Annotated in this window: 18 protein-coding genes and 1 pseudogene; 13 read left to right on the top strand and 6 right to left on the bottom strand. The window is 74.7% G+C overall.

The annotated features are described in order from the left end of the window. Window positions 1–146 precede the first annotated feature (146 nt). Complete coding sequence (locus ABH931_RS23665; RefSeq protein ID WP_370116591.1) at window positions 147–791, bottom strand: fasciclin domain-containing protein; 645 nt, start codon at window positions 789–791, stop codon at window positions 147–149. A gap of 51 nt (window positions 792–842) precedes the next feature. Further along, a complete protein-coding gene (locus ABH931_RS23660) occupies window positions 843–2,531 on the bottom strand; it encodes a molybdopterin-dependent oxidoreductase (RefSeq protein WP_370116588.1) in 1,689 nt (562 codons plus the stop codon). Window positions 2,532–2,653: 122 nt separating this feature from the next. On the opposite strand from ABH931_RS23660, the gene ABH931_RS23655 reads away from it, so the two are divergent. The 5 genes and pseudogenes from ABH931_RS23655 to ABH931_RS23635 all read left to right on the top strand — a co-directional run bounded on the left by ABH931_RS23655 (window position 2,654) and on the right by ABH931_RS23635 (window position 6,337). Continuing rightward, entirely contained in the window at window positions 2,654–3,067 is a 414-nt protein-coding gene (locus ABH931_RS23655) for an SsgA family sporulation/cell division regulator (RefSeq protein ID WP_370116585.1), read from the top strand. A gap of 150 nt (window positions 3,068–3,217) precedes the next feature. After that, a complete protein-coding gene (locus ABH931_RS23650) occupies window positions 3,218–3,682 on the top strand; it encodes an SRPBCC domain-containing protein (RefSeq protein ID WP_370116583.1) in 465 nt (154 codons plus the stop codon). Beyond that, window positions 3,679–4,008 (top strand): annotated as a pseudogene (locus tag ABH931_RS23645) (ArsR/SmtB family transcription factor); the annotation flags it as partial. The gene ABH931_RS23650 and the pseudogene ABH931_RS23645, both read left to right, overlap by 4 nt. 169 nt (window positions 4,009–4,177) lie before the next feature. After that, the gene (locus ABH931_RS23640; RefSeq protein WP_370116580.1) at window positions 4,178–4,618 is read left to right on the top strand and encodes an SRPBCC domain-containing protein; all 441 of its coding nucleotides are present in this window, start codon (window positions 4,178–4,180) and stop codon (window positions 4,616–4,618) included. A gap of 348 nt (window positions 4,619–4,966) precedes the next feature. Next, entirely contained in the window at window positions 4,967–6,337 is a 1,371-nt protein-coding gene (locus ABH931_RS23635) for a hypothetical protein (RefSeq protein WP_370116577.1), read from the top strand. A 92-nt stretch (window positions 6,338–6,429) separates the two neighbouring features. Here ABH931_RS23635 and ABH931_RS23630 read toward each other — a convergent pair whose 3' ends face one another. Both ABH931_RS23630 and ABH931_RS23625 read right to left on the bottom strand, forming a co-directional pair. After that, window positions 6,430–7,197 carry an anti-sigma factor domain-containing protein gene (locus tag ABH931_RS23630; RefSeq protein ID WP_370116574.1) on the bottom strand — a complete coding sequence of 256 codons (768 nt, stop codon included), beginning with the start codon at window positions 7,195–7,197 and terminating at the stop codon, window positions 6,430–6,432. Further along, window positions 7,194–7,721, bottom strand: a complete 528-nt coding sequence (locus ABH931_RS23625; protein ID WP_370116609.1) for a sigma-70 family RNA polymerase sigma factor — start codon at window positions 7,719–7,721, stop codon at window positions 7,194–7,196. The genes ABH931_RS23630 and ABH931_RS23625 overlap by 4 nt, the downstream gene beginning before the upstream one ends. Window positions 7,722–8,025: 304 nt before the next feature. On the opposite strand from ABH931_RS23625, the gene ABH931_RS23620 reads away from it, so the two are divergent. The 8 genes from ABH931_RS23620 (at window position 8,026) to ABH931_RS23585 (ending at window position 16,424) form a co-directional block, all read left to right on the top strand. Next, window positions 8,026–9,294, top strand: coding sequence for an NAD(P)/FAD-dependent oxidoreductase (locus tag ABH931_RS23620; protein ID WP_370116571.1), 1,269 nt, complete (start codon window positions 8,026–8,028; stop codon window positions 9,292–9,294). 164 nt (window positions 9,295–9,458) lie between these two features. Next, window positions 9,459–10,214 carry a DUF1365 domain-containing protein gene (locus tag ABH931_RS23615; RefSeq protein ID WP_370116569.1) on the top strand — a complete coding sequence of 252 codons (756 nt, stop codon included), beginning with the start codon at window positions 9,459–9,461 and terminating at the stop codon, window positions 10,212–10,214. After that, a complete protein-coding gene (locus ABH931_RS23610) occupies window positions 10,211–11,485 on the top strand; it encodes a class I SAM-dependent methyltransferase (protein ID WP_370116567.1) in 1,275 nt (424 codons plus the stop codon). Before ABH931_RS23615 ends, ABH931_RS23610 begins: the two co-directional genes overlap by 4 nt. Window positions 11,486–11,550: 65 nt before the next feature. Then, on the top strand, window positions 11,551–12,855 hold the full coding sequence (locus tag ABH931_RS23605; protein WP_370116606.1) for a class I SAM-dependent methyltransferase: 1,305 nt from the start codon (window positions 11,551–11,553) through the stop codon (window positions 12,853–12,855). Further along, window positions 12,852–13,667 (top strand): DUF1295 domain-containing protein, encoded by an 816-nt coding sequence (locus ABH931_RS23600; protein WP_370116564.1) that lies wholly within the window; start codon window positions 12,852–12,854, stop codon window positions 13,665–13,667. The genes ABH931_RS23605 and ABH931_RS23600 overlap by 4 nt, the downstream gene beginning before the upstream one ends. A gap of 411 nt (window positions 13,668–14,078) precedes the next feature. Beyond that, complete coding sequence (locus tag ABH931_RS23595) at window positions 14,079–14,399, top strand: hypothetical protein (protein WP_370116562.1); 321 nt, start codon at window positions 14,079–14,081, stop codon at window positions 14,397–14,399. A 125-nt stretch (window positions 14,400–14,524) separates the two neighbouring features. Further along, window positions 14,525–15,916, top strand: a complete 1,392-nt coding sequence (locus tag ABH931_RS23590) for a DUF4331 domain-containing protein (RefSeq protein ID WP_370116559.1) — start codon at window positions 14,525–14,527, stop codon at window positions 15,914–15,916. A gap of 106 nt (window positions 15,917–16,022) precedes the next feature. Next, window positions 16,023–16,424 carry a hypothetical protein gene (locus tag ABH931_RS23585; protein WP_370116556.1) on the top strand — a complete coding sequence of 134 codons (402 nt, stop codon included), beginning with the start codon at window positions 16,023–16,025 and terminating at the stop codon, window positions 16,422–16,424. Here the strand turns inward: ABH931_RS23585 and ABH931_RS23580 are convergent, their stop codons facing one another. Continuing rightward, window positions 16,425–16,733: a hypothetical protein gene (locus tag ABH931_RS23580; protein ID WP_370116553.1), complete on the bottom strand. Its 309-nt coding sequence runs from the start codon at window positions 16,731–16,733 to the stop codon at window positions 16,425–16,427. A gap of 276 nt (window positions 16,734–17,009) precedes the next feature. Then, a complete protein-coding gene (locus ABH931_RS23575; protein WP_370116550.1) occupies window positions 17,010–17,906 on the bottom strand; it encodes an oxygenase MpaB family protein in 897 nt (298 codons plus the stop codon). Window positions 17,907–17,914: the final 8 nt, after the last annotated feature.

Genomic DNA, 17,914 nt, shown 5'->3' with positions numbered 1-17,914 from the left:
GGCCGCTGGCGGACCCCCGCCCCCCCCCCCGGGGGGCCCCCCCCCCGCGGGGGGGGGGGGGGGGGGCCGGGGGTGGGGGGGGGGGGGGGGGCCCCCCGCCCCCCCCCGCCCCGGGCCTCCAGCCTCGCGAGGCTGCTGATGATGCCTCAGGACTTCGGCATCAGCACGGTGTCGACGATGTAGACGGTCGCGTTGGCCGTGTGGACGTCGCCGCAGACGACCATGGAGGTGCCGTTGACGGTGAACTGCTCACCGGAGCCGGTGACGGTCAAGGTGCTGCCCTCGAGCGTCTTGTGGGTGCCCGCGAACTGGCTCGGGCTGAGCTGGCCGGGCACGACGTGGTAGGTCAGGATCTTGGTGAGCTCCGCCTTGTTGGCCAGCACGGAGTTGAGCGTGGCCGAGGGGATCTTCGCGAAGGCGGCGTTGGTCGGCGCGAAGACGGTGATGTCCTTGGCCGAGTTGAGGGTGTCACCCAGCCCCGCCTTGCCCACGGCGGTGACCAGGGTGGACAGCGCCGGGTTGTGCGAGGCGGCGGTGGCCACCGGGTCCTGCGCCATCCCGGAGAAGCTGCCCGGACCGGTCGACGGCACGGACGCGCACGCGGAGCCGAACGGCGTCATCGACGAGCCCGACGGCATCGCGGAGTCGGACATGGAAGCGCTGCTCGCGGCCGCGGCCGGGGCGGCTGCGGCGTTGCTGGTGGAGCCGCTGCTGCACGCGGAGAGCGTCACAGCGAGGAGCCCGGCCGCGGCGGCGGCGACGAGTGCGGTGGCCTTGGAGGTCACTGCCATGAGGATCACGTCCTTGTTCCTGGTTCGGTGGAGTGGAGGGGTTGTGGGCGTTCAGGTGACGGTGACGACGGTGCTGTGCCAGCCCGTCGCACCGGAGGGGAAGGGCGGGGTGCGGGTCTGCGGCTGGACGGCGCCGGTGCCGTCGGTGGCGCGGACCTCGAGGGTGTGCGGGCCGGAGGAGGCGGCGCTGGTGTCCCAGGTCCAGCTCCACTGCCGCCAGGTGTCCGGGCCGACGTCGGTGGCCAGGCGCGCCTCCTGCCACGGCCCGCCGTCGACGCGGACCTCGACGGCCGCGACGCCCCGGTGGGTGGCCCAGGCGGTGCCCGCGACGGTGACCTCGCCGGGCGGGACGCTTGCGAGCGGGGAGGGGACCTCGATGCGGGAGGCGGTCTTGACCAGGCCGGTGCGGTCCCAGCCGCGGTGGACCCAGTACGGGTCGAGGCCCGCGAAGGTGGTGACCTCGAGGTCGACCAGCCACTTGGTAGCCGAGGTGTAGCCGTACAGGCCCGGCACGAGGGAGCGGCAGGGGAAGCCGTGGGCGACCGGCAGCGGCTCGCCGTTCATGCCGACCGCGAGGAGCGCGGGGCGGCCGTCGAGGAGCAGGTCGATCGGGGTGCCGATGGTCATGCCGTCGGCGGAGCGCCCCACCAGCTGCTGCGCGCCGCGCTGGACGCCGGCGGCGCGCAGCAGGTCCGGCAGGGAGGCGCCGAGCCAGCGGGCGGTGCCGACGTAGGGGCCGCCGACCTCGTTGGAGACGCAGGACAGGGTGTAGTCGAGCTCGTGCAGGGGTCGCCGCAGGAGTTGGTCGAAGGTGAGCTCGACGGGGTGGTCGACCATGCCGTGGACGCGCAGGGTCCAGGTGGAGGGCGGCACCTGGGGCAGTGTCAGGGCGGTGTCGACGCGGTAGAAGCCGGAGTTCTGGGTGGTGAAGGAGCTCAGGCCCGCGACGGGCGGGTGCGCGGAGGCGGGCACGGGGGGCAGTGATGTGACGGGCGCCGGCAGGCGCAGGGCTGCGCGGGCCTTGGAGACGTTGTAGCGGGCGGCGCTCAGGGCGCGCGCGGCGGTCTCGGCGAGCGCGGCACCGGCCGCGGTGGCCGCGAGGGCGACCAGGAAGCCGCGCCGCCCGATGCCCCGCGGAGCGGCGCCGGATGCGGGGGGCGCGCCCGGCCCGGAGGGCGGGGCGCCTTCGGCGCCGGACGGCGCGGGAGCAGGGGCCTGCCCGGCCGCGTCGCCCGAAGGCGCGGACCCCGAGGAACGGGCGTGCTCGGCGCCGCGTCGCGCGGCCGGAGACTGCGCGCTGGACCCGGCCCGGTGGTGGAGGCGGACCAGGACGATCAGGACGGCGGCGCCTGCGAGGCCCGCGAGGACGGACGGGAGCAGCGCCTGGTCGTGGGAGGAGGCCGCCCACATGCCGAGCCCGGCGAAGAGGGCGAAGACCGCGACCCCCGCCCACAGCCGCCGCAGCGCGAGCAGTCCGGCCGCGACGGCCAGGACGGCCATGGTCGCGTAGATCCCGGACAGCAGCACGGTCTTGTCGTGCGTGCCGAAGTGCTGCACCGCCCATTCCTTGAGCGGCGTCGGCGTCAGGTCGATCGCGGAGGAGCCGACGGCGAGCACCGGAGCACCGGCGGGACCGGTGAAGGCGGCGACGAGGTCGCCGACCGTCAGGGCTGCCGCGGCGACCGCCAGGCCGATCGCGGCTCCCGTCACTGCGGTGCGAAGTACTCTCACGCCCTGCATTCGGGTCTGCCGACCGTGCGGATGGGTCTGCCTCCGCTTTCGCCCGACTTTCACCCGTCCGAGGGAGGCGTCTGCCTCGAACACCAGGTGTCCACACCTGTAGGGGAAGCGAGGCGAGTCCGATGGCACACAAGAGCCCCGCTCTGCGCAGTGAGCTGACCGCCGTCCTGATCACCGGGCCGTGCCGGCCTGCCCGGCTGGACCTGCGCTACGACCCCGACGAGGGGTTCGCGGTCGTGCTGCGGATCCGCGCCGCGATCGTCGAGGCCGAGCCCTTGCCCACCAGCTGGCGGCTGTCCCGGGACCTGCTGGACGAGGGCCTGCGCACGCCGGCCGGGATCGGCGACGTCCGCGTCCGCCCGCTCTCGGAGGACTGGACCCTGATCGAGCTGCTGCCGCCCGGCGTGCGGGCCGTGCTCGTCGTCAGCGCCGTGGACCTGCGGCGCTTCCTCGGCGAGACGTTCCGCCTGGTGCCGCGCGGGGAGGACGGCTGCGCCGTGGACTGGGACGCCGCGCTGCGGGCGCTGGGCGCCTGAGCCGCCGCCGCGCGACGTGTGGCCGAGGTGCCCGTTCGATGCCGGCGTGGGAGGCATGTCCGTCGCAATAAGCAACCTTTGGTTGCGCATCACCATGGGCCGATCTACAGTGATAAGCAACCAAAGGTTGCACGAGTGAGGAGCAGCGCGATGGAGTACGGCAGCATCGAGCGGGAGATCCACGTCGACGCCTCGCCCGAGGTGGTCTACGAAGTGGTCAGCACGCCGGAACACCTCGCCGGCTGGTGGCCGGACGAGGCCGAGCTCGAGCCAGGGGTCGGCGGCGCCGGAACCTTCCGCTTCGGCGACAGCGCGTCGCCGGACCGCCACGTCGAGCTGGTGACCGTCGTCGAGGCGGACCCGTACCGGCGGTTCTCCTTCCGCTGGGTCTACGACGAGGGCGTGACCGCCGCGGTCGGCAACTCCCTGCTGGTGACGTTCGACCTGCTGCCCACCCACGCGGGCACGCTGCTGCGGATGACGGAGACGGGCTTTCGCGAGCGGGGCTGGGAGGCGGCCAAGCTGGAGGCGCTGTACCGGGACCACGTCAGCGGCTGGGACTACTACCTGCCACGCGTGGCCCCCTACGTCACCAAGCTGGTGTCGGCGCCGTGAGCACCGTCATCGACGACGAGCTGTGGTCCGCCGTCGGCGACCCCATCCGCCGCCGGATGCTCGACCAGTTGCTCGCCGACGGCCGCGGCACCGCGACCTCGCTGAGCGAGCGGCTGCCGGTCACCCGGCAGGCCGTCGCCAAGCACCTCGGCGTACTGGACCGGGCCGGCCTGGTCCACGCCACGCCCGAGGGGCGGGAACGCGTGTACGCGGTCGACGAGGCGCAGTTCGCCCGCGCCGTCGCTCAGCTCGCCTCCGTCGGGGCGGCCTGGGACGCACGACTGCGCCGCATCAAGACCATCGCCGAGGCGATCCAGCGCACCCGCGACGCGGTCGCCCACCAGAACGCCCCGGACAGCCGGGGCACCCACGTCGATCCGGACGCCCGCGAGAACCGCGCGGCCAGGGCCGAGCCCGAGAACTGAACCGGTGCCCCTCAGCCGCCCGCGCAGGCGGCGCGGCCGGACCGGCGCCCGCACGAGAAGGAGTAGCGACATGGCCGACATCCTGCACCGCATCGGTGCCACCACCACCCCCGAGCGCGTCTACGACGCCCTCACCACCGTCGACGGGCTGGCCGCCTGGTGGACGGAGGACACCCACGGCGACGGCGAGCCCGGTGGGGTGCTCCAGTTCCGGTTCCCCCAGGGCGGGTTCGACATGAAGGTGCTGGAGACCCGGCCGAAGGAGCTGGTGCTCTGGGAGGTCGTGGACGGGCCCGAGGAGTGGCTCGGCACGCGGGTGCGGTTCGACCTCAAGCAGGCCGACGACTACACCATCGTGCTGTTCCGTCACGAGGGTTGGCGCGAGCCGGTGGAGTTCATGTACCACTGCAGCACCAAGTGGGGCACATTCCTGATGAGCCTCAAGCAGCTGCTGGAGACCGGCCAGGGCGACCCGTCCCCGCGCGACGTCCGGATCAGCGACTGGCACTGAACGCCGCACCACGGGCGCACACCCCGGCGAGGGCAGCTCGCGGCGAGGGCCGCGGGCTGCCCTCGCCGTTTCCGCCGCCGCTCGCACGGCATTGCCGGTGCTGCGTGCCAGACTGCGTACAGCCCGAGGGGCCATCGCCAACCTCGCCAACCTCACCGGCGGACTGGTCGTCGACCGAGGCCGGGGGCGGGTCCGGGCGCTGCAAGCCGGTACCCGGACTCGCCCCACCGCCCACCGCCCACTGCCCACTGCCCACTGCCCGGGCCAGGGGAACGGCGGCTGAGGTCCGGTCAGCAGCGGGGAGTATTCGATTGCCCGGCGCCGGACGGGTCTGCGACGCTCGGCCGCATGTTCTCGCGACGCAACCGCCGTACCTCCTCGTCCGACCAGCCCGCCACTCCCACCTTCGGATCCCCCGAGGTGACCGAGGCCTGGGAGCTCCTGAACGCCGGGGACGTCGCCGGTTCGCTGCGCAGGCTGCGGTCCTGCGCCGAGAGCGCACCGCTCGTCGAGCTCGCCCAGGTGACCGGTCGCGCCGCGGCCGCGGCCGGGTTCGAGGACCTGCGGGACGCGGCGGCCAAGGTCGTCGCCGACGCGCAGGACGGTCCGGCGCTGTACGACTTCGGCTACGCCTGCATCGAGCGCGGCGTCGGCTACCTGGCGGTCCCCGCGCTGCGCGAGGTCGTCCGCGCCCACCCGCAGGCCCTCGGACCGCGCCGGGAGCTCGTCGCCGCCTACGAGGATCAGGACCGCCACGGCGAGGCCGTGGACCTGCTGCTGCCGCACGAGGCGGAGCTGGACGACTGGCCGGACCGCTACCTGCTGGTGTTCAACGCCGTCACCTCCGGCCGGCTGGACCTCGCCGAGCAGCAGTTTGCCCGGCTCGGCGCCCCGGCGGAGGAGATGTGGGAGCCGGTCCACGCGCGCGTCGGCCACGTCATGACCCGCGGCGCCGCGGTGCGCGCGACCGCCGCGGCGCCGCTGGACGGCACGGACCTGCGCGGCTGGCAGTACGTGCTGCGCGGCTCGCTGCTCGGCCACCTGTCGCCGTTCGGTTTCGACGCCGGGATGCACGGCCGCTACGCCTACCTCCAGGACTCGTTCGCCACCTGCCGGGCCGGGATCGAGCGGCTGCGGCTGGCGCTGGAGGCGACCGGGCAGCGCCCCACGAGCGTCTCGCTGCTGCCCGACCGGGCGAGCCGGATCCTCGGCCTGGCCGCCGCCGAACTGCTGGGCCTGCCGGCGGTCCCGTTCACGGCCGAGCGCGAGCAGACGGTCGTGGTGGCCTACGACCTGACCGCACTGCTGGCGCCGGAGGCGCCCGACGAGGGCGTCGAGGCGCTGCGCGCGCTGGTCCCGCGCACGCCCGGCCAGATCCTCCACGAGCACGCCAGCTGCTGGACCGACACCCCGGCGGTGACCGCCGACTCCGTGGGCCTGCTGGCGCAGACGGTCGTGGCGCCCTGGGGCGAGCGGCTCCAGGGACGCGCCGACGGCTCCGGCGTGGACCGCCTCCCGGCCGACGAGCGGCCGGAGGCGGAGCTCGCGGCGGAGATCGTCGCCGCCTCCGCGGAACCCGACGCCGGCGACGGCGCCACCCCGCCCGACCCGGACCCCGCGTTCGCGGCCTTCGCCGCGGCCATGGCCCCGACGTGGCTCCAGGGCCACCGCGACCGCGTCCGCGCCATGGGCCCGGTCCCGAGCTCCCGCTTCAGCTGACCGTCCGACCGTCCGACCGTCCGGCCGCCGAGAAGCCCCGCGGGTGTCGGCCGAGCGACACGTCGTCGCCGGCCCCGGCGCGCGCCGGGGCTTCAGGTCGCCGCGAAGGGCATCAGGGCGATCGGGGCGGTCGTCGGGTGGAGGGAGCCGCCGGAGGGTTCGACGGTGATCCCCATGCCGGAAGCGGGCCCGATCGGGCCCTTGAGCAGGATGGTCTGGTCGGCGGCGCCGGGGGCGACCAGACCGGCCGGGCGCATCACGCCCGCGTCGTTGAACCAGAGCTGGTAGGTCTTGCCGGTGGGCAGTTGCGGCAGACCTGGGGTCAGGAAGACGGCACGGTTCTGGCTGCGGGAGCTGACGAGGGTGGCGCTGGTGCCCTGGCCCGCACCGCCGACGGAGCCGACGACGGCGTGGGCGTCGGGTGCGGACAGGACGGCGGCGATCTCGGCGGTCTGTGCCTGTGCCTGCTGGGCCTGCTGGTGGGCGTCCTGGGCGCGCTCGTACTGCCAGGCGGCGACACCGCCCAGCCCCACGGCGGCGGCGATGCTCGCGGCCAGCGCGAAGCGGGCGCCGCGCCGGACACGGGAGACGGGCGCGGGCGGCCGCGGCGCGGGCAGCTCGACCTTGGGCGGCTCCTGCCGCACCTCGGCGATGCGGGCGAGCACCTGCTGCTTCATCGCGGCGGGCGGGGGCTGGGAGGCGGCGAAGGCCAGGCGGGCGCTGGTGGCCAGGAACTCCGCGACCTCCACCGCGCAGCTCTCGCAGTCGGCCAGGTGGGCCTCGAAGGCGTGTCGTTCGTCCTCGTCGAGGGCGCCGAGCGCGTAGGCGCCGGCGAGCATGTGCAGGTCCGCGGCGGTCATGCCGTCACCCCCAGGCAGTCGCGCATGCGAATCAGGCCGTCGCGCATCCGCGCCTTGACCGTGCCGAGCGGCACGGCCAGCAGCTCCGCGACCTCGCGGTAGGTCAGACCCCGGTAGTAGGCCAGCACCACCGACTCGCGCTGCATCTGCGTCAGCGCCTGGAGGCAGCGGCGCACGTGCTCGCGCTCCAGTCGGCGGTCGACGGCCTCGCTGACCTCGTCGTAGGCGGGGGTCTGCTCCAGCAGGGCCGCCTTGTGCTCGCGGTCGGTGGCGGCCTGGGCGCTGCGCACCCGGTCGACCGCGCGCCGGTGCGCGATGGTCAGCACCCAGGCGAGCGCGCCGCCCTTGTCGGGGCGGAAGCGCGCGGCGGTGCGCCAGACCTCGACCAGCACCTCCTGGGCGACCTCCTCGGACTGGGCCGGGTCCCGCAGGACACTGCGGACAATGCCGAGCACGGGCGCGGCGATGTGGTCGTAGAGGGCGGCGAACGCGTCCTGGTCGCCCTTGGCGACCTGGAGCAGCAGCTCGTCCGGGCGTTGCCCCGGTGCCGGTGGCGTGCCGAGGAACGTCGGCTCGGAGCCGTCGCCCCTTCTGGTGCTGTGCGGTCCGTCCACGGCGCTCCCACATCCCCTTGGGTTCTGCGCGCCCGCCCCGGCGGGTGCACGTCCATCCTCTTGCTCCTTCTTCCCTCTTGCTCCTTCTTCGCAGCCGCGCGGCACTCGGACGGGTGGCGCGGGCGGATTTCTTCTCCGACCACCCATCCGGGTGCGTGGCGGCTCCGAATCACCGGTGTCGAGGCGGTCGGGTCACGAGACGCGGAGGTCCGTGGTGGAGCGGGAACAGGTCGCGGTGGTGGGCGGCGGGGTGGCCGGGCTGACCGCCGCCCACGTGCTGCGACGCAGGTACGACGTCACGCTGTACGAGGCGGACGAGAGGCTGGGCGGCCACGCGCACACCCACGACGTGGTGGACGGGCGCGGGGTGCTGCAGCGTGTCGACACCGGGTTCCTGGTGCACAACGGGCGCACCTATCCGACGCTGCTGCGGCTCTTCGCGGAGCTGGGCGTGGTCACGCAGGACTCCGAGATGAGCATGTCGGTGCGGTGCGAGGGCTGCGGCCTGGAGTACGCGGGGGCGAGGGGACCGCGCGGCCTGTTCGCGCAGCCCCGGCGGGCCGCCGACCCTCGCTATCTGCGGATGCTCGCGGAAGTGCCGGTCTTCCACCGCCGGGCGAGGGCGCTGCTGGCGGCGCCGCAGGACGCGGCGGAGCCGACCGTGGGCGAGTTCGCGCGGCGGCACGGGTTCTCCGACTACTTCGTGGCGCACTTCCTGACGCCGGTGGTCTCCGCGGTGTGGTCGTGCCCGGGTGAGGTCGCGCTCGGCTACCCGGCCCGCTACCTGTTCCGGTTCCTTCAGCACCACGGGATGCTGTCGGTGACCGGCTCGCCGACCTGGCGCACCGTCACCGGCGGCTCGCAGGAGTACGTGCGCCGGATCGCCAAGCAGCTGCACCGGGTGCGTACCGGCGCGCCCGTGACCCGGGTCGTGCGGCACGGGGGCGCCGGCGTCGAGGTCGAGGACGCGACGGGAACGGTTCTCCCCTACCGGGCCGTCGTGCTGGCCCTGCACCCGCACCAGTCGCTGGCCGTGCTGGACGGGCCGAGCGCCGCCGAGCGGGAGGTCCTGGGCGCGTTCCGCTACTCCCGCAATCCGGCGCTGCTGCACGGCGACGCCTCGGTGCTGCCGCGCAGCAGCGCGGCGCGCGCCTCGTGGAACCACCTGCTGCCCGCGTGCGACGCGGACGCCGGGGCGGTCCAGGTCTCCTACGACCTGAACCGGCTGCAACGTCTGGACACCCCCGACCGCTACCTGGTGACCCTCAACGGCGCCGCGCTGGTGGATCCGGCGACCGTGCTGGAGCGGATGGACTACGAACACCCCGTCTACACGGTCGAGTCCGTGGCCGCGCAGGCACGGCTGCCCGAACTCAACACCTCCGTCTGCGCGTTCGCGGGCGCGTGGCACGGCTGGGGCTTCCACGAGGACGGCTGCCGCTCCGGGGTGGCGGCGGCCGCCGCACTGGGGGTGGACTGGTGAGCACGGCCTCACGACCGCGGTCGGCCCGCCCCGCAGGGGGCGCGGCCGGCGGCGCCGCGTGCGCCGACGGATCAGCACACGCTGACGCGACGCACGGCACGGCAGCCCCGGTCGGAGCGGCACATGCGAACGCGGCGCGGGCGGGCTCGGCACGCGCCGCGGGCGTGGCCCCGGCCGGCGGTGCGACGCCGCCCGGCGGTGCGACGCTGTACGAGAGCCGGGTGCGCCACGTCCGCACGGCGCGGCAGCGCTACGCGCTGGACCACCGCACCAGCTACTGGCTCGTCGACGTCGACCGCCTCCCCCGTCTGCCGCGCGCGCTGCGGCCACTGGCCGGCTTCCGCGCCCGTGACCACTTCGACGGCCGAGGGCCGACCCTCCGGGCCGGGCTGGAGCGCTTCCTCGCCGGGCAGGGCGTCGCGCCCGCGACCGGGCGGGTGCTGATGCTCGCGCAGGCGCGGGTGCTGGGCTACGTGTTCAACCCGCTGTCGGTGTACTGGTGCCACGACGGCGAGGGCACACTGCGGCACGTCGTCGCCGAGGTGCACAACACCTACGGCGAGCGCCACGCCTACCTGCTCGGCCCGGAGGCCGCCCGGCACGCGGGCGCCGACAAGGCCTTCTACGTCTCCCCGTTCCTGCCCGTCGCGGGCCGCTACCGGATGCGGCTGCCCGTCCCCGACGGGCGCCTGGACCTGACGGTGCAGCTCGACGTCGACGGCGCCCGGGCGCTGACCGCCACCGTCCGGGGCGTCGGCCGCCCCTACACCGCCCGACGGCTCGCCCTGGCCTCGCTGCGGCACCCGCTCGCCCCGCTCGCGGCCTCGCTCGCCATCCGCATCCACGGCATCCGCCTGTACCTGCGCAAACTGCCCGTCGTGCCCCGCCCCGACCACCAGCCCCAGGAGGGCTTCCAGTGACACTGCAGCAGACCTCGACGCGCACGCCGCTCCTGCGGGACCGGCTCGATCCGCAGCGCTGGGCCGACGTCGTGCGCGTCCCGGCCAGTTCGCCGCTGCGCACCGCCATCGCCCGCGCCGTCATCCACCGCGCCCTGAGCCGGCTGCCGCTGCGGGTGACGTTCGGCGAGCGGGTCCTGGGCCGGGGCGGGCCGCTGCTGGAGGTGCACGACCCGGAGGCGTTCACGGCGCGCCTGGCCAGGGACGGCCTGATCGGCTTCGGCGAGTCCTACCAGGCCGGCGAGTGGGACGCCCCCGACCTGCCCGGCGCGCTGACGGTGATGGCCGAACAGCTGACCACCCTGGTGCCGCCCGCGTTGCAGCGGCTGCGCCGCCTGTGGGAGGCGCGGCAGCCCGCCGGGGCCCGCACCGAGGCGGCGGCACGCGGCAACATCGGCGCCCACTACGACCTGTCCAACGAGCTGTTCCGGCTCTTCCTGGACGACTCCCTCACCTACTCCAGCGCCGTCTTCACCCAGCTGCCCGCCCGCTGGGAGCAGCTGGAGCAGGCACAGCACGTCAAGATCGACCGGCTGCTGGACCTGGCCGGAGTCGGCCCCGGCAGCCGGGTGCTGGAGGTCGGCACCGGCTGGGGGGAGCTCTGCGTCCGCGCCGCCCGGCGCGGCGCCACGGTGCTGTCGCTGACGCTCTCCCAGGAGCAGCACGACCTCGCGGTGGACCGGGTGCGCGCCGCCGGGTTCGCCGACGCCGTCGAGATCCGGATGCAGGACTACCGGCGGCTGGACCCGACGCGCGACGGCCGGTTCGACGCCGTCGTCAGCGTGGAGATGATCGAGGCGGTGGGGGTCGAGTACTGGCCCGGCTACTTCCAGGCCCTGGACACGATGCTGGCACCCGGCGGCCGGGTGGCGCTCCAGGCGATCACCATGCCGCACGACCGGTTGCTGGCGACCCGGCGCACCTACACCTGGATCCACAAGTACATCTTCCCCGGTGGCATGCTGCCCTCCAACGAGGCCATCGACGAGGCCACCCGCGCCCACACCAGCCTGCGCGTCACCCTCACCGAGGGGTTCGGGGCGCACTACGCGGAGACGCTGCGGCTGTGGCGTGAGCGGTTCACCGCGCACGCCGCCGAGGTGGCGGGGCTGGGCTTCGACGAGGCGTTCCGCCGCATGTGGACGCTCTACCTCGCCTACTCCGAGGCGGGGTTCCGGGCCGGCTACCTGGATGTGCGTCAGATCCTGCTCACCCGGGAGGCGACGGCATGACCGGGACCACCGACCACGACCTCACCCCCGCCTCGGACGAACGGCGCGACCGGCGCGACCGCGCGCTGTCCGCCTCCGTGCCGCACGCCTCGGGGGCGGCGGCCCGGCTGCTGCCGCTCGTCGAGGAGCTGACCGGCACCCCGGCGCCGCTGCGGCTGCGGGCCTGGGACGGCAGCACCGCGGGCCCGGCGGGCGCCCCGACGATGGTGCTGCGCTCGCGGCGGGCGTTGCGGCGGCTGCTGTGGCAACCCGACGAGCTGGGCCTGGCCGAGGCCTATGTCAGCGGCGACCTGGAGGTGGAGGGCGATCTGCGCGAGGCGCTGCGGACGGTGCGTCAGGCCGTGGAGGCACGCGGCCTGGTGCGGCAGCGGCCCGGGGCCGGGTCGCTGGCGCGGGCCGCGCTGACCGCCGCCCGGCTGGGCGCGGTCGGTCCGCGTCCCGCAGCGCCGGGAGGGCAGGCGCGGCTGCGCGGGACGCTGCACAGCAAGGCCCGGGACCGGGCCGCGATCAGCCACCACTACGACCTGTCCAACGACTTCTACCAGCTGCTGCTGGACCCGTCGATGGCGTACTCCTGCGCCTACTGGACCGATCCCGAGCCCGGCACCGCCTCCCGCCGCACCCTGGCCGAGGCGCAGCGCGACAAGCTGGACCTGGTCTGCCGCAAGCTGGAGCTGCGCCCCGGCACGCGGCTGCTGGACATCGGCTGCGGCTGGGGGTCACTGGTCGTGCACGCCGCCCGGCACTACGGCGTGCACGCCGTCGGGGTGACGCTCGCCGCCGAGCAGGCCCTCTTCGTGCGCGAGCGGGCGCGCCGGGAGGGGCTCGGTGACCGGGTCGAGATCCGTCACCAGCACTGGCGGGACGTGGAGGCCGCGGGATTCGACGCGGTCACCTCGATCGAGATGGGCGAGCACGTGGGCGACGACCAGTACCCGGACTTCGCCCGCCTGCTGCGCCGGGCCCTGGCACCGGGCGGGCGGCTGCTGCTCCAGCAGATGTCGCGCGGCGCCCACGCACCGGGCGGGGGCGCGTTCATCGAGTCGTTCATCGCCCCCGACATGCACATGCGTCCGCTGGGCGGCACCGTCTCGCTGCTGGAGGCGGCCGGCTTCGAGATCCGCGACGTGCAGGCGCTGCGGGAGCACTACGTGGCGACGGTGGACGCCTGGCACGAGACCCTGGAGGAGCGCTGGGCGCAGGTGGTGGACCTGGTCGGGCCGGTGACGGCGCGGGTGTGGCGGCTCTACCTCGTCGGCGGTTCGCTGGCGTTCGAGCAGGGGCGGATGGGCGTCAACCAGATCCTCGCCGAGCGCCCGGCCGAGCCGACGGCGGGACCGGGGCGGCCCTCACCGAGGGCGGCACGGTGAGCGGATTCCCGTGGGCGGCGTGCGCGGTGAACCTCGGCGCGGCGGCGGGCGCCGCGCTGCTCGTGCTGCTGGTGACGTTCGCCCTCGCGCTGGCCAAAGGCGTGCACCGGATCGTCGACAGTGCGTGGGGCCTGGCGTTCGCCACCGTCGCGGTGACCTCGTGGGCCGTGGCGGCGGCGCAGGGACAGGGCGACGGCGGACGGCAGGCGCTGGTCACCGCGCTGACGGTGGTGTGGGGGCTGCGGCTGGCACTGCACATCGCCCGGCGCGGACGCGGCCACGGCGAGGACCCGCGGTACGAGCGGCTGCTGGCCAAGGCCGGTCCGGGCCGGGCCCGGCGGGCCTGGTACGCGCTGCGGATGGTCTACCTGCTCCAGGCCGCCCTGGTCTGGCTGGTGTCACTGCCGGTGCAGGCCGCCTGCTACGCGCCGCGCGGGATAGGCCCGCTCGCCCTCGCGGGCGCGGTGGTGTGGGCGGCAGGGGTCGCCTTCGAGGCGGTCGGCGACCACCAACTGCGGGTGTTCAAGGCCGATCCGGCCAACCGGGGCCGGATCATGGACCGGGGGCTGTGGGCGTGGACGCGCCACCCCAACTACTTCGGCGACTTCCTGGTGTGGTGGGGCCTGTACCTGCTGGCGTGCGTCAGCCTGCCGGTCGCCGCGGCGACGCTGGTCTCCCCGCTGGTGATGACGTTCCTGCTGACGGCCGGCAGCGGCAAGGCCCTGCTGGAGCGGCACATGGCCGACCGGCCCGGCTACGCCGCCTACCGGGCGCGCACCAGCGGCTTCCTGCCCCGCCCGCCGCGTCGCTGACCGCTGCCGTGGACGCCCGCCGGGGCGTCCGCCGGGGCATGGCGAAGCGCCGGACCGGGGTGGCTCGCCCCGCCGTTGACCGACCGTCACCGCTGATTCGGTGCCGGGCGCGGCGCGGACGGGTCGCTCCCGCCGCGTGGCGCCAGTTTCACCCAGTCAGCCCCGACCCCAGGGCCGTGAGCTGGGCTTTTCGCTCCCTGATGCGACCTCGCCGCCGATCGCGTTCAGTGATCGATGCTTGACTGACCGTTATCGCCGGGGCTTGACTGCGTTCGACCGTCGCCGCCTCGCCCCGGAACCTCTCTCCGCCTCATCGGCCTGTTCCCCGCTGGAAGTCGGCTCCACCCGGTGCCGGCGGGTCGGCACGGAGCCCGGTGACCGCGGCACCCCACGAAACCCGGAGGAACGCCCATGCCCGACTCCCCCGACACCAGCCCCTCCGACATCGGCTCACCCCTGTCACGGCGCGGCCTGATCAAGCACGCCACCGTGGCCGGTGCGGCGACCGTCGCGGCGGGCCTGGCCCTGAGCGCCGCGGCGGCCGGCACCGCCGCGGCGGCCGAGAAGACGGCCGCGGCGCCCGACCAGCGGGAGCCGGAGAAGTCCGACGAGCCGTTCATGGTCCGGGTGCTGGACCCCCACACCGGCGAGCTCGACATCTTCCACGGCCACCGGCACTACCGCGTCCACGACCGCAAGCTCGTCTCCGAGCTGCTGCGCGCGGCCCGCTGAGCCGACGCCGGACCCCCGGGGCAACCCCCGGGTCACTCCGGCCGGGGCCTCACCCCTGTTGGCCCCGGCCGGAACCCCCGCCCCTGCCTTCGCCCGATTCTCCCGCCCACCCTGCGAGGTTCGTCTTGTCCTCCCACCGCGAAGCCCCCGAGATCGCCAAGGACCCGGTCGCCGACAGCACCGACCTGTACGCGTTCGTCACTCCCGACGACCACGGGACGGTGACGCTGATCGCCAACTACATCCCGCTCCAGAGCCCCGCGGGCGGACCGAACTTCTACGAGTTCGGCGACGACGTGCTGTACGAGATCCACATCGACAACGACGGCGACGGCCGCCCCGACGTCACCTACCAGTTCCGCTTCACCACCCACCTGCGCAACCAGGACACGTTCCTCTACAACACCGGCCCGATCACCTCGCTGACCTCGCCGAACTGGAACCGCTTCCAGACCTACACGCTCACCCGGGTCGAGGCGGGCGGCCGCGAGACGGTGCTGGGCCGGGACCTGCTGTGCCCGCCGTGCAACATCGGCCCGCTGTCCACACCCGACTACCCCGCTCTCGCGCACGAGGCCGTGCACAGCCTCGGCGGGCGCCGGAAGGTCTTCGCGGGCCAGCGCGCCGAGGGCTTCTACGTCGACCTCGGCTCGATCTTCGACCTCGGCAACCTGCGCCCGTTCCAGAACCTGCAGGTCTTCGCTGCCGCGATGCACTTCAAGGCCGCTCCGGGCGTCAACGCCACCAAGCAGCTGAACGTCCACAGCCTGGCGTTGCAGGTCCCGATCGACGAGCTGACCCGCGGCTGCTGGACCGGCAGCGACGTCGACGACCCCCGCTCCGTGATCGGCGTGTGGACCTCCGCGAGCCGCCGTGCCGCCCGCGTGATCGAGCCCGGCCGCGGCAAGGAGTCCGAGTCCGGGCCCTTCGTGCAGGTCTCCCGGCTGGGCAACCCGCTGTTCAACGAGGTCATCGTGCCGATGGCCCGCAAGGACGAGTGGAACGCGCTGCCGCCGGCCGACGACAAGAAGTTCGCCTCCTACGTCGCCAAGCCCGAACTCGCCGGGCTGCTGCCGGTGCTCTACCCGGGCGTGTTCCCGAACCTGGCGGCGCTGGACGCGTCCGGCAAGCCCCGCGCGGACCTGCTCGCTATCCTGCTGACGGGCATCCCGAAGGGCATCATCCCGGGCTTCCAGAACTTCACCGGCACCACCGAGGCCGACATGCTGCGCCTCAACGTCGCGATCCGGCCCTCCACCCACCCGAACATCCTCGGCCCGCTCGGCGGCGACCTGGCCGGGTTCCCCAACGGGCGTCGCGTCTTCGACGACGTGGTCACCGTCGAACTGCGCGCCATCGCGGGCGTGACATACGCGCTGGTCGCCACCTACACCCCCGACGCGGCGGCGAGCGTGGTCACCGACGGGCTCACGCCCGCCTCCCTCGGGACCCCGTTCCTGAACACCTTCCCGTTCCTGGGCGTCCCCTTCGACGGATACCACCACCCCGCGCACTGACTCGCGCGGCCCGGCCCGACCGCCGACCCTGACCGCTCCGGTGCCCGACGGCACGTGCCTCCCGCCGTCGGGCACCGGAGCTCCACCGATCTCGAGGGAGCCGACCGTGACGCCCCACGACCTGCGCGAGCAGCAGCACGCGCACCTGCCCCACCCGCATCCTCATCCGCACCCCGAGGCCCACCCGCAGGCCCACGCGCATCCTCCGCTGCCCGCGCCGTCCCACCAGGGCAGCGTCCTGCTGGACATCGGCGCCGGGACCGGCGCGCTGGTCATCCACACCACGGCGGCGGAGAACGGGGTGGAGATCCACGTCAGCCCCGAGGACCGGCCGCAGCAGCGCACCCACGCCGCCGTGCGCCCGCGTCACCTGCCCGACCGCACCGTGTACGCCGCCGTCATCACCCCGCTGCCCGTGGGCCGCTACACCGTCTGGGCGCTGGACGACACGGTCCACGGCGCCACCGCGGTCACGGACGGCGGGGTCAGCGACTACCGCTGGGCCTGATCAACCCTCGCGCAGCAGGTACCAGGCGGCCCCGCCCGCGCCGGCCGGGGTACGGGGCCGACGGATCTCGTCCCGGGTGCGGTCCAGGTGGACGACACGGTCCGTGAGGTCGATCGAGACGATCGCGTCCACCGGGAGGCGCAGCCGCCGCGCGTGGCGCGCCGGGGCGTCCCCCCGGTCGCCGTCCTGCGGAAGGGCCGCGTCGATCTCGCCGAGGCGTCCGTCGGACGCGTGCACGACGAAGCCGGCGAGGTCCATCGCCGGTTCGTAGGCGCTGTGCTGACGCAGGGCCGCAGTGCCGGACTCCACGGGAATCTCCTCTTCCCTCGTACGAGCGGGAACACCGGCCGCGGGCGGGCCGTGCCCTCGGCGTCTGCCCCGGAATCCCGCGCGCACACCTGATGGGGCGGACCGTTTGCGGCGGCGGGGACGGGGCAGACGCCGTCCGTCGGCACGGCAGGACGGCCCGCGGCCGACACGGGCGAGGCGAGGCGCAATCCCCCGGCGCCGGCCCGCTTCGCCCCGGTCCGGACCCCGCGTCCCGCCCCTGTGGCGCGGGGTCCGACCCGCTCTCAGTTTTCCGGCTCAGTCTTCCGGCTCCGAGGTTGCCCGGGTCCGCTCGGCCGGGCGGGTCGCCCAGCGGATGCCGCGCACGAGGAGGTGCCCGGCGACCGGCGCGGAGGCGCGGAACGGCATCGGCAACGGCAGTCCGAGCGCCGTCCTGGCCCACCAGGGCAGCAGGTCCAGCGCGGCGAGCGAGAGCGCGAGGTAGGCGGGTCTGACCGCCAGCGGCAGGGGCGGGTTCAGCACGAGGTAGCGGCCGGCCTCCCGCGCGGCCGCGGTGGCGCCCAACTCAGCGCGGTAGGCCGCGAAGCGCCGCTCGACCTCGGCCAGCTCCAGCGGCGGATCGGGCACGCCCAGGGCGCGGGCCACCAGAGCGGCGTCGGCGACGTAGCCGTCCTGCTCCTCCGGCGTCAGCGGCGTGGCGCCGTAGCGGCGGTGGGCGTCGAGGAAGCAGCGGACCTCGGCGAGGTGGACCCACTCCAGCAGGTGCGGGTCGGTCGCGTCGTAGCGCCGTCCGTCGGGGGCCGTGCCGTGGACCCGCGCGTGCACCGCGCGTACGCGGTCGACGGCGCGCTGTGCGTCGTCGGCGGTTCCGTAGGTGGTGGTGGCCAGGAAGGTGCTGGTGCGCTGGAGACGGCCCCACGGGTTGTGCCGGTACTCGGAGTGGGCGTCGATGGCGGCCATCGCGAGCGGGTGCAGGGTCTGCAACAGCAGGGCGCTCAGGCCGCCGACGAACATGGACGCGTCCGCGTGCACGGTGCGGATGGGGCGGTCCGGGGCGAACCAGCGCGGCCCGGGGGTGTCGTGGATCCGGTCGGCGACAGCGCGGCCGTCGGGTCCGGCGATCCGCGCGAAGATCGCCGCGCCCATGTCGCGGCGGATGCGCTCCGCGCCGAAGCCGAGCCGGTTCTCGTCCATGCCCTCGA

This window comes from Streptacidiphilus sp. MAP12-33, from assembly GCF_041261265.1.
Taxonomy (GTDB): domain Bacteria; phylum Actinomycetota; class Actinomycetes; order Streptomycetales; family Streptomycetaceae; genus Streptacidiphilus.
This window is presented reverse-complemented; position numbering and strand designations above follow the sequence as displayed.